At 37.8% G+C, this 15,422-nt stretch carries 13 protein-coding genes; 12 read left to right on the top strand and 1 reads right to left on the bottom strand.

What is annotated here, in order from left to right:
* The first annotated feature begins 17 nt into the window (after window positions 1-17).
* The 8 genes from IGL36_RS07600 (at window position 18) to IGL36_RS07565 (ending at window position 10,729) form a co-directional block, all read left to right on the top strand.
* Window positions 18-1,832 carry a glycoside hydrolase family 35 protein gene (locus IGL36_RS07600; RefSeq protein ID WP_002398372.1) on the top strand — a complete coding sequence of 605 codons (1,815 nt, stop codon included), beginning with the start codon at window positions 18-20 and terminating at the stop codon, window positions 1,830-1,832.
* Window positions 1,829-2,308, top strand: coding sequence for a PTS system mannose/fructose/N-acetylgalactosamine-transporter subunit IIB (locus IGL36_RS07595; RefSeq protein ID WP_002361968.1), 480 nt, complete (start codon window positions 1,829-1,831; stop codon window positions 2,306-2,308). The genes IGL36_RS07600 and IGL36_RS07595 overlap by 4 nt, the downstream gene beginning before the upstream one ends.
* Window positions 2,309-2,321: 13 nt before the next feature.
* Window positions 2,322-3,221, top strand: coding sequence for a PTS mannose/fructose/sorbose/N-acetylgalactosamine transporter subunit IIC (locus IGL36_RS07590; protein WP_002357253.1), 900 nt, complete (start codon window positions 2,322-2,324; stop codon window positions 3,219-3,221).
* Window positions 3,208-4,017 (top strand): PTS system mannose/fructose/sorbose family transporter subunit IID, encoded by an 810-nt coding sequence (locus IGL36_RS07585; protein ID WP_002357254.1) that lies wholly within the window; start codon window positions 3,208-3,210, stop codon window positions 4,015-4,017. The genes IGL36_RS07590 and IGL36_RS07585 overlap by 14 nt, the downstream gene beginning before the upstream one ends.
* A 19-nt stretch (window positions 4,018-4,036) precedes the next feature.
* Complete coding sequence (locus tag IGL36_RS07580; protein ID WP_002365775.1) at window positions 4,037-4,444, top strand: PTS sugar transporter subunit IIA; 408 nt, start codon at window positions 4,037-4,039, stop codon at window positions 4,442-4,444.
* A 150-nt stretch (window positions 4,445-4,594) separates the two neighbouring features.
* Entirely contained in the window at window positions 4,595-8,569 is a 3,975-nt protein-coding gene (locus IGL36_RS07575) for an endo-alpha-N-acetylgalactosaminidase family protein (protein WP_010717014.1), read from the top strand.
* A 240-nt stretch (window positions 8,570-8,809) separates the two neighbouring features.
* A complete protein-coding gene (locus IGL36_RS07570; protein WP_010717013.1) occupies window positions 8,810-9,964 on the top strand; it encodes an AI-2E family transporter in 1,155 nt (384 codons plus the stop codon).
* Between the two features lie 120 nt (window positions 9,965-10,084).
* Entirely contained in the window at window positions 10,085-10,729 is a 645-nt protein-coding gene (locus IGL36_RS07565) for a DUF998 domain-containing protein (protein ID WP_002398369.1), read from the top strand.
* Between the two features lie 46 nt (window positions 10,730-10,775).
* On the opposite strand, the gene IGL36_RS07560 is transcribed toward IGL36_RS07565, so the two are convergent.
* A complete protein-coding gene (locus IGL36_RS07560) occupies window positions 10,776-11,387 on the bottom strand; it encodes a hypothetical protein (RefSeq protein WP_002381806.1) in 612 nt (203 codons plus the stop codon).
* Between the two features lie 178 nt (window positions 11,388-11,565).
* Here IGL36_RS07560 and IGL36_RS07555 point away from each other — a divergent pair, with 178 nt between their 5' ends.
* The 4 genes from IGL36_RS07555 (at window position 11,566) to IGL36_RS07540 (ending at window position 15,386) form a co-directional block, all read left to right on the top strand.
* Window positions 11,566-12,018, top strand: a complete 453-nt coding sequence (locus IGL36_RS07555; protein WP_002398367.1) for a DUF2188 domain-containing protein — start codon at window positions 11,566-11,568, stop codon at window positions 12,016-12,018.
* 190 nt (window positions 12,019-12,208) lie between these two features.
* Complete coding sequence (locus tag IGL36_RS07550) at window positions 12,209-13,228, top strand: branched-chain amino acid aminotransferase (RefSeq protein WP_002398364.1); 1,020 nt, start codon at window positions 12,209-12,211, stop codon at window positions 13,226-13,228.
* A gap of 134 nt (window positions 13,229-13,362) precedes the next feature.
* Window positions 13,363-13,683 carry a cupin domain-containing protein gene (locus tag IGL36_RS07545; RefSeq protein WP_002398362.1) on the top strand — a complete coding sequence of 107 codons (321 nt, stop codon included), beginning with the start codon at window positions 13,363-13,365 and terminating at the stop codon, window positions 13,681-13,683.
* 62 nt (window positions 13,684-13,745) lie between these two features.
* Window positions 13,746-15,386: a peptide ABC transporter substrate-binding protein gene (locus tag IGL36_RS07540; protein WP_010717012.1), complete on the top strand. Its 1,641-nt coding sequence runs from the start codon at window positions 13,746-13,748 to the stop codon at window positions 15,384-15,386.
* Window positions 15,387-15,422 lie beyond the last annotated feature (36 nt).

The raw sequence follows: 15,422 nt of genomic DNA, 5'->3' as shown, positions 1-15,422 counted from the left end.
TAGCAATTATCCAGTAATTGAAAGCGTTTACTAGAAAGGGTGGCAATGTGGACAGATTTGAAATTAAAGAGGAGTTTCTTTTAAATGGTCAACCATTTAAAATTTTATCAGGCGCCATTCATTATTTTCGTGTAGATCCCTCAGATTGGTATCATTCACTTTATAACTTGAAAGCTTTAGGCTTCAATACAGTTGAGACCTATGTGCCATGGAATTTACATGAACCGCAAAAAGGAACATTTCATTTTGAGGGAATATTAGATTTGGAGCGCTTTTTAAAATTAGCACAAGAACTTGGACTATATGCGATTGTGCGGCCGTCTCCTTATATTTGTGCAGAATGGGAGTTTGGTGGTTTTCCAGCTTGGCTATTAAATGAACCAGGACGGATGCGTTCGAATAATCCAACCTATCTGAAGCATGTTGCGGAATATTATGATGTTTTAATGGAAAAAATTGTTCCGCATCAACTTGCTAACGGTGGCAATATTTTAATGATTCAAATCGAAAACGAATATGGTTCATTTGGCGAAGAAAAAGCGTATTTACGGGCGATTCGCGATTTGATGATTGCACGTGGCGTGACAGCACCATTTTTTACTTCTGACGGGCCATGGCGCGCAACATTGCGGGCAGGCAGCATGATTGAAGATGATATTTTAGTAACTGGGAATTTTGGCTCAAAAGCCAAAGAAAATTTCGGTATGATGCAAGCCTTTTTTGAAGAACATGGTAAAAAATGGCCGTTAATGTGTATGGAATTTTGGGATGGCTGGTTTAATCGTTGGAAAGAGCCAATTATTAAACGAGATCCGCAAGAATTGGCTGAATCAGTTAGAGAAGCATTAGCATTAGGCAGTATCAACTTATATATGTTTCATGGCGGCACCAATTTTGGGTTTATGAATGGCTGCTCCGCACGAGGAACCATTGATTTACCACAAATCACTTCCTATGATTATGATGCGCCACTTGATGAACAAGGGAACCCAACCGAAAAGTATTTTGCGTTACAAAAAATGCTTCACGAAGAGTACCCTGCGTTACCACAAGCTGAGCCATTAGTAAAAGAATCTTTTGCGCAAACAGCAATTCCTTTAACCAACAAAGTGAGTTTGTTTGCGACTTTAGAAACGATTAGTCAGCCAGTGGTCAGCGTTTATCCGCAAACCATGGAACAATTAGGACAAAATACCGGCTATCTTCTTTACCGAACAAGCATTGAAAAAGATGCTGCAGAAGAGAAGCTAAGAGTGATTGACGGTCGTGATCGTCTGCAACTATTTGTCAATCAGATACATCAAGCAACGCAATATCAAACGGAAATCGGCGAAGATATTTACGTTACACTGCCGCAAGAGAATAATCAAATCGATGTTTTAATGGAAAATATGGGTCGTGTCAATTACGGGCATAAACTATTTGCAGATACTCAGAAAAAAGGGATTCGAACGGGTGTCATGGCAGATTTACATTTTATGACGCAATGGCAACAATATTGTTTACCTATGACAAGCTGTGAACAGGTAGACTATTCAAGAGAATGGCAACCTGATCAACCAAGCTTTTACCAGTATCATATGGAGTTAGCAGAAGTGAAAGATACATTTATTGATGTTTCTAAATTCGGCAAAGGAATTGTTTTTGTTAACCAAACCAATCTTGGTCGTTTCTGGAATGTTGGTCCGACGCTTTCCTTATATATTCCTAAAGGATTATTAAAAGAAGGGCAAAATGAGATCGTCATTTTTGAAACGGAAGGAACGTACCAACCAGAAATTCAGTTAGTAAAAGAACCACTATATAAAGAAATGAAAGAGGGATTACAATGAGTATTATTGGCGTAAGAATTGATGGACGTTTGATTCATGGACAAGTGGCAAATTTATGGGCGACAAAATTGAATATTTCCAGAATTATGGTCGTTGATGATGAGGTTGCAGGGAATGCCATTGAAAAAAGTGGCTTGAAATTAGCAACACCAGCCGGCGTGAAACTAAGCGTGTTACCAGTTGAAAAAGCTGCTCAAAATATTTTAGCAGGAAAATACGACTCACAACGTTTACTAATTGTGGTACGGAAACCAGATCGTTTATTAAAACTAGTAGAACTTGGGGTGCCGATTAAAGAAATCAATGTTGGGAACATGTCTCAAACAAACGAAACACGGTCGATTACTAAGTCAATCAATGTGGTCGATCAAGATATTGAGGTTTTTAAAGAGTTAAATGCTAAAGGTGTCCATCTGATTGCTCAAATGGTGCCAAGTGACAAAGCGGAAGACTTTATGAGTTTGATAACAAAATAGGAGGGAACAAAAAATGAATATCTTATGGTGGCAGATCTTATTATTAACATTATACGCAGGATACCAAATTTTAGATGAATTACAAATTTATTCTTCATTAAGTGCGCCAGTGTTTGCAGGTCTTTTTGCAGGATTAGTGATGGGGGATATTAAAGCAGGACTTATTATTGGTGGAAGTATGCAATTAACTGTATTAGGAGTTGGGACTTTCGGGGGTGCCTCCAAAATTGATGCTAACTCAGGTACGATTCTTGCCACAGCATTTTCTGTGTCTTTAGGAATGAACCCTGAACAAGCAATCGCTGCTATTGCAGTACCAGTTGCTAGTTTAATGATTCAATTAGACATTTTGGCTCGTTTTGCGAATACCTACTTTGCACATCGGATTGATAAAATGGTCGAAGATATGAACTACAAAGGAATTGAACGTAACTTCTTAATGGGTGCCTTACCTTGGTCTCTTTCTCGAATGATTCCAGTCTTCTTAGCACTTGCTTTTGGTGGTGGTTTAGTACAAAAAGTTGTATCTGTCCTAAATGGCGATTTGAAATGGTTAGGTGATGGCTTGTCTGTTGCTGGGGCGGTCTTACCAGCGGTCGGTTTTGCAATTTTACTACGTTACTTACCAGTGAAAAAACATTTCCCTTATTTAATTCTTGGTTTCACTGTAACTGCTTTACTAGGAACAATCTTTACAAACATGCAACTTTTAGGAACATCTGTTGCGAGCGTTGTGAAAGACTTCAGTGGTGTATTTAACGCACTACCAATGTTAGCAGTCGCTTTAATTGGTTTCGCTTTAGCCGCAATTAGCTACAAAAATGGCCAAATGATTCCGAGTGGGCCAGCAGCCAAAAAAGAACATGCAGCGAATGATTCAGACGAAGGAGAGATTGAAGATGACGAAATCTAATTATAAATTGACGAAAGAAGATTTTAAACAAATTAATCGCAGAAGCTTGTTTACTTTCCAATTAGGTTGGAACTACGAAAGAATGCAAGGATCAGGTTACTTGTATACGATTTTACCACAATTGCGTAAAATTTATGGGGATGATACGCCTGAATTAAAAGAAGTAATGAAAACACACACGCAATTTTTCAATACTTCAAACTTCTTTAATACAATTATTACAGGGATCGATTTGGCCATTGAAGAAAAAGAAGGCATTGCTGGAAAACAAACAGTTTCAGGTTTGAAAACTGGTTTAATGGGACCGTTTGCAGCAATTGGGGATTCAATTTTCGCCGCTTTAATTCCAACTATTTTTGGGGCGCTAGCTGCCAACATGGCGATTAATGGTAACCCAACTGGTATCTTTATCTGGATTGTTGCTCAAATTGCCGTGATGGTCTTCCGTTGGAAACAATTGGAATTTGCGTATCGCGAAGGAATTTCTTTGGTAACAACTATGCAACACCGCTTAACTGCCTTAACAGATGCTGCAACTTTACTAGGGGTCTTCATGGTTGGCGCTTTAGTGGCAACGATGGTTAATGTCAAACTATCATGGGCACCAAGTATTGGGGATGTAACACTTAACATGCAAAATAACTTGGATATGATTTTACCACGTCTACTTCCTGCAGGAATTGTCGGTGGCGTTTATTGGATGCTAGGTAAAAAGAATATGACGTCTACTAAAGCCATTTTTATCGTATTAATTGTCTGTGTCGCATTGTCTGCGTTAGGTGTTATTTCAAAATAAGTAAGACAGGAGAAAATCGATGAGTGAACATTTAGTTTTAGTAAGTCATGGCCGTTTTTGCGAGGAATTGAAAAAAAGTGCGGAGATGATTATGGGACCGCAAGAAACAATTTCCACTGTTGCTTTATTACCAGAAGAAGGTGAAGCTGACTTTTTAGAAAAATTTGAAGCGATTACGGAATCGTTAGAAGATTTTGTTGTCTTTGCTGATCTATTAGGGGGGACACCTTGTAATATTTTATCCAAAAAAATTATGCAAGGTGCTTCGTTTGACTTATATACTGGGATGAATTTACCGATGGTTATCAGCTATGTAAATGCAAATTTATTAGCGATTGAAGGTGACTATGTTAAGGAATCAGCAGAAAGTATTGTGAAAGTCAACGAATTGCTGCTAAATGTTGCAGTAGATGATGAGGATGAATAATTCTGACTTGTTGTCGTAAGTAATTAAAGTTTTTAAGAGAATGATTTAGAGATGGACGTTCCAAAAATAAAAGAATTTATTTTTGGAACGCCCCTTTAATTGTTAATGATGAAAGCGTGTTCAAAAAATGTTAGGGGGCTGATTTATCAGATGAAACATGGAAAAATAAAACGATTTAGTACATTGACACTATTGGCAAGCGCAACGATTTTAGTACCATTAAGTACGTCTGCAGAAGAAACAACAAACAGCAGCACTGAAACAAGCTCATCAATGGTGGAACCTGCCGCAACAGAAGAAAAATTGTGGCAATCTGATTTTCCAGGAGGGAAAATTGGTGAGTGGCAAGATGTGATTGGTAAAACAAATCGAGAATTAGCAGGAGAGTCATTGGCGATTTCACGAGATGCAGCAGCAGGTAATAATGCCGTATCTTTAAATTTAGATTCCCCTAAATTAGCTGATGGTGAAGTAGAAACAAAGTTTAAATACACTGCTGGAAACGGTCGAACGGGTGTGATTATTCGTGGTAATACCAAAGATAGCTGGGTTTTTGTAGGCTATAACGCGAATGGCAAATGGTTAGTTGAAAGCCCTAATTCGTGGAATGATTCAATTTCTGGGCCAACGTTAAATGAAGATACGAATTATTTGTTGAAAGTACGTTATGTTGGTGAAAAAATTACTATCTGGCTTAACACCACGTTGATTTACGAAGGAGAACCTGTTTTGGCCAACGGAGACAAAATTCCAACAGAAGCCGGACATGTGGGTGTCCGTTTGTGGTACGACAAAAAAATTGTCAATTATGACTATTTTAAAAATGGCCCCGTAGATAGCATTCCAGAAATTGTGCCAGAAGTGACCCAAATTGCGCCAGTCAAAGTTTTTACAAAAATTGGTGTCGCACCAAAATTACCGAAACAAGTAAAAGTGACCTATAATACTGGTAAAGAAGCCAATGAAGCAGTCCGTTGGGATGAAATCGATCCTGCTGCATACAAAGAACCAGGGACTTTTGAAGTCGACGGTACTTTGGAAAATACAAACATCAAAGCAAAAGCCAGCATTGTTGTTGCTAAAGACAATGAAGCTGAAAAAGGCGACAAAATCTCTTCTGCAGATTTAACAGCCGTGGTTGACCCACAATTTCCACGAATTATTCGCTACGAAGACCCTCAGAGTAATCAAGTGATTTTTAATGGCCAACACGAGAAAATTGACCAAGTAATGATTGATGGCAAAGCATATAAAGCAACTGCTGAAAAACAAAAGAGTGAAGCAAATCAAGCCGTTTATAACGTAGCTGTCCCAGAAATTGGCCTGCGTTTCACAACGACATTGACTGTTTCCGAAGGCCAAGAATTAGCTATGAAACTCTCAGATATTCGTGAAGAAGGAACCAAAATACACACAATTTCAATTCCAAATCAAGGCTTGATTTCTGTCAATAGTACAGATGAAGGGGCGACTTTTGCTGGCGTTGTGATGAATACTGGGACAAATGCAAATAACGGAAATAAAAATGGTGATACTATCCAAGATTTAACTACAACAAGCCAAGAAGAAACGAAAAAATATATGTATGGTTTCTTAAATACGGCGAATTATGCTGCAAGTTTTTGGACGAACGCCTATGGAGACGGCTCTGTCGATGGTAGTGACAACAATCGAATCCATAAACAAACAAAAGAAGCGGCGACTGGTTTTGTAACAACCTTGTCAAGTGGGGCATGGACCTATCGACCATTTGATGCACCGGAAGATTATACAACTGGGGAAACGCCAGAAGTGAAAGTTAAATTCTCAAAAGATAGCAACGACGACAATCGAGTGGATTGGCAAGATGCGGCAATTGGGTTCCGTTCAATTATGAATAATCCAATGGGCGCGGAAAAAGTCCCTGAATTAGTCAACCAACGGATTCCTTTTAACTTTGCTAGTCAGGCGACAAACCCATTCTTAGTGACGTTAGACGAATCAAAACGCATTTACAATTTAACAGATGGATTAGGACAAATGAATTTACTAAAAGGGTATCAAAATGAAGGACATGATTCTGCGCATCCAGATTACGGTGCTATTGGTCAGCGACCTGGCGGGGAACAAGCGTTGAATCAATTAATTGATGAAGGCCATAAATTAAATGCCGTTTTCGGTGTGCATATTAATGACACCGAGTCTTACCCAGAAGCAAAAGGATTTAATGAGGAATTAGTTGATCCAACGAAGCGTGGCTGGGATTGGTTAGATCCGTCTTATTTTATTAAACAAAGACCCGATGCATTGAGTGGTCGTCGCTATGAGCGCTTTAAAGAATTAAAACAAAAAGCACCGAATCTAGATTATATTTATGTTGATGTTTGGGGCAATCAAGGCGAATCAGGTTGGGCAAGTCGTCAACTAAGTAAAGAAATTAATTCACTCGGTTGGTTTACAACCAATGAATTTCCGAATGCTTTAGAGTATGACTCGGTTTGGAACCATTGGTCTGCAGAAAAAGATTACGGCGGTACAACAACGAAAGGCTTTAACAGTACAATCGTTCGCTTTATTCGGAATCATCAAAAAGACACTTGGATTATTTCCGACAACCCTTTGTTAGGTGGAGCTGAATTTGAAGCCTATGAAGGTTGGGTGGGTAAAACCAATTTTAATACCTATCGCCAAAAAACTTTTGCCATTAATGTCCCAACTAAGTTCTTACAACATTACCAAATTACAAACTGGGAAACTACAACAGCAGAAGATGGTCAAATCTATGGCACGATTAAATTAGCGAACGGTGCTGAAAAAGTGACCGTTACTCAAGCAGATGCTAATTCGCCAAGAAGCATTACGTTAAATGAGACAGAAGTTCTAAAAGGTGATGCGTATCTACTGCCTTGGAATGTCAATGGTCAAGACAAACTATATCACTGGAATCCAAAAGGCGGTACCAGCACTTGGTCATTGGATAAGAAAATGCAAGGAAAAACGAATTTACATTTATATGAATTAACAGATCAAGGGCGTATTGACAAAGGCGCAATTGCCACTACAAATAACCAAGTGACCATCCAAGCCGAGGCTAATACACCGTATGTCATTGCTGAACCTGACAGTATTGAACCCATGACATTTGGAACAGGAACACCATTTAAAGATCCTGGATTTAATGAAGCCAATACCTTGAAAAATAACTGGAAAGTTTTCCGAGGTGATGGAGAGGTTAAAAAAGATGCTAACGGTGATTATGTCTTTAGTTCAGAAAAAGAAAGAACCGAAATCAAACAAGACATCAATCTTCCTAAACCAGGAAAATATAGTTTGTATCTAAACACAGAAACACATGATCGCAAAGCCACAGTAACTGTTAAAATTGGTGGTAAAAAATATACGCGGACAGTGAATAATTCGGTTGCCCAAAACTATATTCAGGCAGATATTAACCATACAAGCAGGAAAAATCCGCAGTATATGCAAAATATGCGAATTGATTTTGAAATCCCAGATAATGCCAAAAAAGGCTCGGTGACGTTAGCGGTTGATAAAGGCAATTCCGTTACAAAATTTGATGATTTACGAATTGTTGAGCGTCAAACGGATATCATGAACCCAGACAAACAAACAGTTATTAAGCAAGATTTTGAAGACACACAAGCAGTTGGGTTATATCCGTTTGTTAAAGGCTCAGCTGGTGGTGTAGAAGATCCACGGATTCATTTATCAGAAAGAAATGAACCTTACACACAATATGGTTGGAATGGAAACCTTGTTTCAGATGTATTAGAAGGCAACTGGTCCTTGAAAGCCCATAAACAAGGAGCAGGTTTGATGCTTCAAACAATTCCGCAAAATATTAAATTTGAACCGAACAAGAAATATACGGTCCAATTTGATTATCAAACTGATGGTGAAAATGTCTTTACTGCTGGGACCATTAATGGGGAGTTGAAAAATAACAATGACTTTAAGCCAGTCGGTGAGTTGACTTCGACAGCAGCAGATGGTCAAACCAAGCATTATGAAGCAGAAATAATTGGGGATGCTTCAGGAAACACTACGTTTGGTATTTTTACAACAGGTGCCGATAAAGATTTCATTATGGATAACTTTACGGTCACAGTGGAATCGAAAAAATAAATTTAGTCTATCTAAGCAACTTGGGCTACAAGTTAAACGTACTTGTAGCCCAAGTTGCTTCTTTTATGAAAAGAAGCAAGGTCTAGTGCCTCATTTTTATACTGCAGAATAAACCGACACATTTTTTAAAGTGTCAGGCTTCTTTGTGTATTTCATCAAGAACGAATGGACAAACTTGCCTTTTGCCACAAATCGTTTACAATTACAATGATAGGCATAATTTATTTAGAGGTGAAGTGATTGAAGAAATACAATGTTGATTGGAATTACTGGGTTGTCCGCTTTTTATTTGTAATGGCGCTGATTGTTGGCTATTTATTAATCACGAATTATCAGCACTTTGTCCATAGTGTTTCGGGTTTATTAGGCATCTTATCCCCATTCATTACTGGGTTCGTGATTGCTTATTTATTGAGTGGAAGTCAGAAAAAAATCGAGGGATTACTAGAAAGAGTTCCTTTACCAGCCGTAAAAAAAGCGAAACACGGCTTGAGCGTACTCCTTTTGTACCTGATTATTTTGTTTATTTTTGTCTTGACATTAAACTATATCGTTCCGCTACTCATTAGTAATTTAGTAGATTTAGCAAACTCTTTACCCACTTTTTATGATCACATGGTTCAGTTTGTAATGAGTTTAGAAGATAAAGGGATTTTAAAAACAGCCGCGATTGAAAAATATTTAAATAGTGTCCTTAAAGATTTGTCGCCGGAACGTTTTTTAAATCAATGGACACAAGCGTTATTTTCATTAGGAACGTTGACTAAAAATGTTTCTTCATTCTTTTTAAATGCATTTTTGACGTTGATTATCTCAATATATGCGCTGGTATTTAAGCAATCTATTTTGACATTTGTTGAAAAGGCCGCCCACAAATTGCTGTCTGAAAAAGTGTACAAGCAAACACAAACTTGGTTAAATACAACGAATAAAATTTTCTATAAATTTATCAGCTGCCAATTTCTTGATGCCTGTATAATTGGCGTTTCATCAACGATTTTGTTAAGTATTTTGAATGTGAAATTTGCTGTGACTTTGGGGATTTTATTAGGTATTTGTAATATGATTCCTTATTTTGGTTCGATTTTTGCGTCAATTGTTGCTGGTGTGATTACGCTTTTCACAGGTGGTGTTACTCAAGCCATTACGGTGTTACTAGTTTTATTAATTTTACAACAAATTGACGGCAATATTATTGGTCCTCGAATTATGGGAGATGCCCTAAATGTCAATCCGATTTTAATTATTGTTTCAATTACGATTGGGGGAGCGTACTTCGGCGTCTTAGGGATGTTTTTAGCAGTTCCTGTTGCTGCAATCATTAAAATTATTGTCTCGGAGTGGCTAAATGAATCAAAAGAAAATGATAAGATTGTAGATTCTATTGAATCCTAAAGTAAAACTTTTCGTCTCGCGTTGACGAAAAGTTTTTTAGTGGAAAAGAAAGTTTCATTATTTGGAATTTTTGATATGCTATACTTGAAGTAAATAGAAAATCAAAATTGAGGTGAATAGATGCAGTTTTTAAAAAAATATGGCGGCTATTTTTTAGTTTTAGGGGTCTTACTTGATTTTTTTACACCTTATTATGTCGGATTCAAAGATCAAGGTTACAATCAATTGACAGAAGTAATTAGTTTATTAGGTGATGTGAATAGTCCAGTTAGGGAAAACTTTAATCGGTTAACTATCATTGCGGGAATGTTGATGTTAGCAAGTTTACCTAGGATATATGCTATTTTTTCCAGAAAAACGAAAAAAGGTGCTTGGTTAGTAGTGGCAATGATTGGCGCTTATGGTTTATTTGATTGTATCTTCAGTGGACTCTTCAGCGTAGACACTTCAACCGCTGGCACAGTTGCTGCCGCGCTTCATAACGGAGGATCAGCAGTCGGTTATACAGGCTTTTTGTTGTTATCAGGCGTCTTAACCATTGTCTACAGTAAATACGGTTCGCAAAAAAATAAAAACCTTTTTTGCTTTTTGTTTATTTTATGTATGCTTGCAGCCGGCTTATATGGCTTAGCAAGGATTCCACAGTTGCAACAGGTAAAACCATTTAATTATTTAGGCTTATGGCAAAGAGTGAGTTCATTTTGTAATTATCTACCAATGCTGGCACTGTGTTTACAAACTAAAACCAATGACAAATTTGATTGAACATTTGTCATTGGTTTTTTACTAGTTAAAATTGTCTGGTAATAACTTAATTATTGGCTACGGTGACTTCACCAGTAACAGTGGCACCATCTTTTTCTAAGTCAGCAGAATCTTTGTATTCTTGTTTATCAAAAGTAATATTGCCATTAACTTTGGTACCATTTAAAGTAAAGCCATTTGCTTTCACCTCAATATCACCTTTGACAGTCCCGTGAACGATGTTGAAATTTTCAGAAGAAACGATTAGCTTAGGAACCGTGATTTCATATTCAGCAGTTACTTTTTTATTATCATCTTGGGAATAAAGTGCTAATTTACGATAGACATCGTTGGAATCTTTCCCCTTATCATGGAAAGTACCAGCAACTGTTACCTCGTTATCAAAAGTGACATTGTCAGTAGCTGCGACAATCCAATTTCCTTTATCACTTAACGCCATTTCGAGCTCTTCAGGCTTGGCACTAATTGAAGCACCAGAGACTACTTCTGTACTTGAATTAGCTGTTTCTTTGCTACTAGAACTACTATCTGTTTTTTTATCAGATGAACAAGCACTAAGCAGCACAAGAGCAGCAGTTGCCGTCAAAACAGTGGTGAGTACTTTAGACATTTTCATGAAAATCCCTCCAAAAAATTTATTTATTTCTTCCTTTATCATAACTGATTCAAAGGGAAATGAGTAATCATACACTCAAAGATTGAGAAGTTTAGCCAACGGAAAATTAGGCTTATTCTCTCAAGAGTGTTCAGGAAATATTCAAAGTAATCATTTCTTTTTCAAATGTTCCTTTTCTGTAGTAAGCTAGTAATAGACAGAATTTAAGGAGGAGATTTTGATGCCTTGGAATATGAATGATTATCCTACATCAATGAAAAATTTAGCACCTTTGATTCGGAAAAAAGCGATAGATATTGGCAATGCGTTGCTTGCGGATGGCTACCCTGATGATCGCGCCATTCCAATTGCGATTAGTCAAGCGGAGAAATGGTATCAAGAGGCAAGTGCAGCAGACAAAAAGGCCTTCGAACAAGAAGCAAATCCTACGAAACAAGATTCGCATAAACAGGATAAACATGCTGGGAAATTATTAATGGCGGCTGTCAACGTTAAATATAAAGACGGCCAATGGTTGGTGATTTCAGACAGCGCTGAAAAAGCAAGTAATACATTTACCCACAAACAAGAGGCGATTGAACGAGCCCAAGAAATTGCTCGGAATAAGCAAACAAAGCTGAAAATCTATAAGCAAGATGGTACGTTACAAGAAACCAAAGAGTATACTGAATAATTTTTCGAAACCTTGATATTCCGTTGCAATTCAAGAAACGGTTATCAAGGTTTTTTGGCGAGGGAGAAATGGACAAGTAAGAAAAAATAACAAAAGTTAAGAATGAGAATAAGGCTTGCTTTTCTAGTTTTTGGTGGGTACAATTACACTAATTAAGATAAAAAATCAAAATAATTGAGGTGCTACGACAATGGAAAAAGTCAATCTTGATTGGAATAATTTAGGATTTTCTTACATTAAAACGCCCTTTCGTTATATTAGTTATTGGCGAGATGGCAAGTGGGAAGAAGGCACGCTAACAGATAACAATCAGTTAACGATTAGTGAAGGTTCGCCTGCTCTACATTATGGCCAACAATGTTTTGAAGGATTAAAAGCGTATCAATGTGCAGATGGTTCTGTCAATTTGTTTCGTCCAGATGAAAATGCCAAACGGTTACAAAAAAGTTGTGCGCGTCTACTGATGCCACAAGTACCAGTAGAAACCTTTGTTTCTGCATGTCAAGAAGTGGTGAAAGCCAACCTTGCTTATTTACCGCCATATGGAACGGGCGGTACGTTGTATCTTCGCCCTTATATGATTGGTGTCGGCGATAATATTGGCGTAGCACCTGCCAAAGAATACATTTTTTCTATTTTTTGCGTGCCGGTTGGTTCGTATTTTAAAAATGGTTTAGCACCAACCAACTTTATTGTTTCTGACTATGATCGAGCGGCGGGTCGAGGAACTGGGGCCGCTAAAGTGGGGGGCAATTACGCAGCTAGTCTTTTACCAGGTGCAGAAGCACATGAGAAAGAATTTAGTGATTGCATTTATTTAGATCCGTATACGCATACGAAAATTGAAGAAGTTGGTGCAGCCAATTTCTTTGGCATAACCAAAGATGGTACTTTTATTACGCCGAAATCAGCGTCTATTTTACCAAGTATTACTAAATATTCATTATTGACGCTAGCAAAAGAACGTTTAGGGATGACGGCGCTTGAAGGAGACGTTTACATTGATCGATTAGCGGACTTCTCCGAAGCGGGTGCTTGTGGCACAGCGGCGATTATTTCTCCTATTGGTGGGATTCAAAACGGCACAGATTTCCATGTATTTTATAGTGAAACGGAAGTTGGACCAGTGACTAAGCAACTATATGATGAACTGGTTGGCATACAGTTTGGTGACAAAGAAGCGCCAGAAGGCTGGATTGTAAAAGTTTAAAGAGACAAAAAAGAGAGAATTCATGCTCTCTTTTTTTTGTGTAGAATATTCAGAATTTTCTATAAAAATATTGACTTTGATTCTATTTAAAGGAATAATGGAAGATACAAGATTTAAAAAAGGAGGGGAAGTTATTGCTTATTAAATCAGCAGAATCAGAAGAAATGACGATTTTTTTTGATAAAGAAAACCAACCAAATGCACAAGTTCAAATGGGCATTATTACATTACAACCTGGTGAAAAACGGCCTTTAGCTGGATATGCTCGCCATGAACAGGATGAATATTCTTATGTGATTTCTGGCGAAGCACATACGATTTTAGAAGAAGGTCAAGACTTAGTCGGAAAAGCTGGACAAGCCCAATTAATTGAAGCTGGTGAGGGGCACATTAATTATAATAATGGGTTGGAGCCAGCGGTCGTTGTCTGGATGCTTGTTGAAAGGACAAAATAAAAGGGGAGCTGTCTTTCTGTAAGTAAGAGCATAAAAAAATGAAGAGTTATAGGAGAAAGAAGATGAAAAAGTATTTAAAAATCATAATGGTTTGTATTTTATTGGTAGGATTTTTAGCTGGGTGTACCAATAAAAATGAAAATAAAAAGAAACAGAAAAATACCAAAGAAGCCGTTCAACTGATGTCACCCTCGGAATTAACAACGCTCAACACCTCTGTATTATTGGATTTTCCAGATGCTATTGTCCAAACAGCAGCGTTTGAAGGGTTATATAGTTTAAATGAACAAGACCAATTGGTACCAGCCGTAGCAAAAGCATTGCCGACGATTTCAGAAGATGGAAAAACTTACACGATTTCTTTGAGAAAAGAAGCGGTTTGGAGTAACGATGATCCTGTCACAGCACATGATTTTGAATATGCTTGGAAAAAAATGATTGATCCTAAAAACGGCTTTGTCTATAGTTTCCTCATCGTTGAAACAATTCAAAATGGTGCAGAAATCTCAGCTGGGAAATTAGCACCCAATGAACTAGGTGTCACAGCTGTGGATGATTATACATTAAAGGTGACGCTCAAAGAGCCAAAACCGTACTTTACGTCCTTGTTAGCTTTTCCGACATTTTTCCCGCAAAATCAAAAAGTAGTCGAACAATTTGGTGCGGACTATGGAACTGCTAGTGATAAAGTCGTCTATAATGGTCCGTTCGTGGTAAAAGATTGGCAGCAAACAAAGATGGACTGGCAACTAGCAAAAAATAATCGCTATTGGGATCACCAGAACGTGCGCTCAGACATTATCAATTATACGGTTATCAAAGAAACATCTACCGCATTGAATCTTTTTGAAGATGGACAATTAGATGTGGCTACACTAAGTGGTGAATTGGCGCAACAGAATAAAAATAATACGTTGTATCATTCGTACCCAACAGCGACAATGAACTATTTGCGCTTAAATCAAAAACGGAAAGGGCAAGCAACGCCGCTTGCAAACGAAAACCTGCGTAAAGCGTTGGCTTTAGGAATAGATAAAGAAAATCTAGTCAATAATATTATTGCAGATGGTTCTAAAGCGCTACATGGTGCGGTTACGGAAGGCTTTGTGGCGAATCCCACAACGGGACTCGATTTTCGTCAAGAAGCAGGTGATTTAATGGTTTATAACAAAGAAAAAGCGCAAAGTTATTGGAAAAAAGCACAAGCAGAATTAGGAGAAAAGGTTAACGTTGAATTGATGGTAACAGATGATGGTTCTTACAAAAAAATTGGTGAAAGTTTGCAAGGCTCGCTACAAGAACTGTTTCCTGGTTTGACAATAGAGCTAACCGCATTGCCGACTGAAGCTGCATTGAACTTTGGGCGAGAAAGTGACTATGATTTATTCTTAATTTACTGGACACCAGACTATCAAGATCCTATTTCTACCCTGATGACTTTATACAAGGGCAATGATCGCAATTATCAGAACCCTGTCTATGACAAATTATTAGATGAAGCAGCCACAACCTATGCCTTAGAGCCAGAAAAAAGATGGGCGACACTGATTGCAGCTGAAAAAGAAGTGATTGAAACGACTGCTGGCATGATTCCACTTAGCCAAAATGAACAAACAGTCCTGCAAAATGATAAAGTCAAAGGCTTGAATTTTCATACCTTTGGCGCTCCATTAACGTTAAAAAATGTTTATAAGGAAAAATAAAAAGAGAGCCTGGGCTGAAAATCGCTTTTGATTTTC

The sequence above is a fragment of the Enterococcus sp. AZ011 genome (assembly GCF_050548355.1).
Classification (GTDB): Bacteria; Bacillota; Bacilli; order Lactobacillales; family Enterococcaceae; genus Enterococcus; species Enterococcus faecalis.
Note: the sequence above shows the minus strand (reverse complement) of the source record. Positions and strands in the feature narration are given on the sequence as shown.

What these genes read in the sequence shown, in the direction of transcription:
- IGL36_RS07595 (WP_002361968.1), top strand. Translation starts at nt 1,829, where the DNA reads ATGAGTATTATTGGCGTAAGAATTGATGGACGTTTGATTCATGGACAA.
- IGL36_RS07590 (WP_002357253.1), top strand. Translation starts at nt 2,322, where the DNA reads ATGAATATCTTATGGTGGCAGATCTTATTATTAACATTATACGCAGGA.
- IGL36_RS07585 (WP_002357254.1), top strand. Translation starts at nt 3,208, where the DNA reads ATGACGAAATCTAATTATAAATTGACGAAAGAAGATTTTAAACAAATT.
- IGL36_RS07580 (WP_002365775.1), top strand. Translation starts at nt 4,037, where the DNA reads ATGAGTGAACATTTAGTTTTAGTAAGTCATGGCCGTTTTTGCGAGGAA.
- IGL36_RS07575 (WP_010717014.1), top strand. Translation starts at nt 4,595, where the DNA reads ATGAAACATGGAAAAATAAAACGATTTAGTACATTGACACTATTGGCA.
- IGL36_RS07565 (WP_002398369.1), top strand. Translation starts at nt 10,085, where the DNA reads ATGCAGTTTTTAAAAAAATATGGCGGCTATTTTTTAGTTTTAGGGGTC.
- IGL36_RS07560 (WP_002381806.1), bottom strand. Translation starts at nt 11,387, where the DNA reads ATGATAAAGGAAGAAATAAATAAATTTTTTGGAGGGATTTTCATGAAA.
- IGL36_RS07555 (WP_002398367.1), top strand. Translation starts at nt 11,566, where the DNA reads ATGCCTTGGAATATGAATGATTATCCTACATCAATGAAAAATTTAGCA.
- IGL36_RS07550 (WP_002398364.1), top strand. Translation starts at nt 12,209, where the DNA reads ATGGAAAAAGTCAATCTTGATTGGAATAATTTAGGATTTTCTTACATT.
- IGL36_RS07540 (WP_010717012.1), top strand. Translation starts at nt 13,746, where the DNA reads ATGAAAAAGTATTTAAAAATCATAATGGTTTGTATTTTATTGGTAGGA.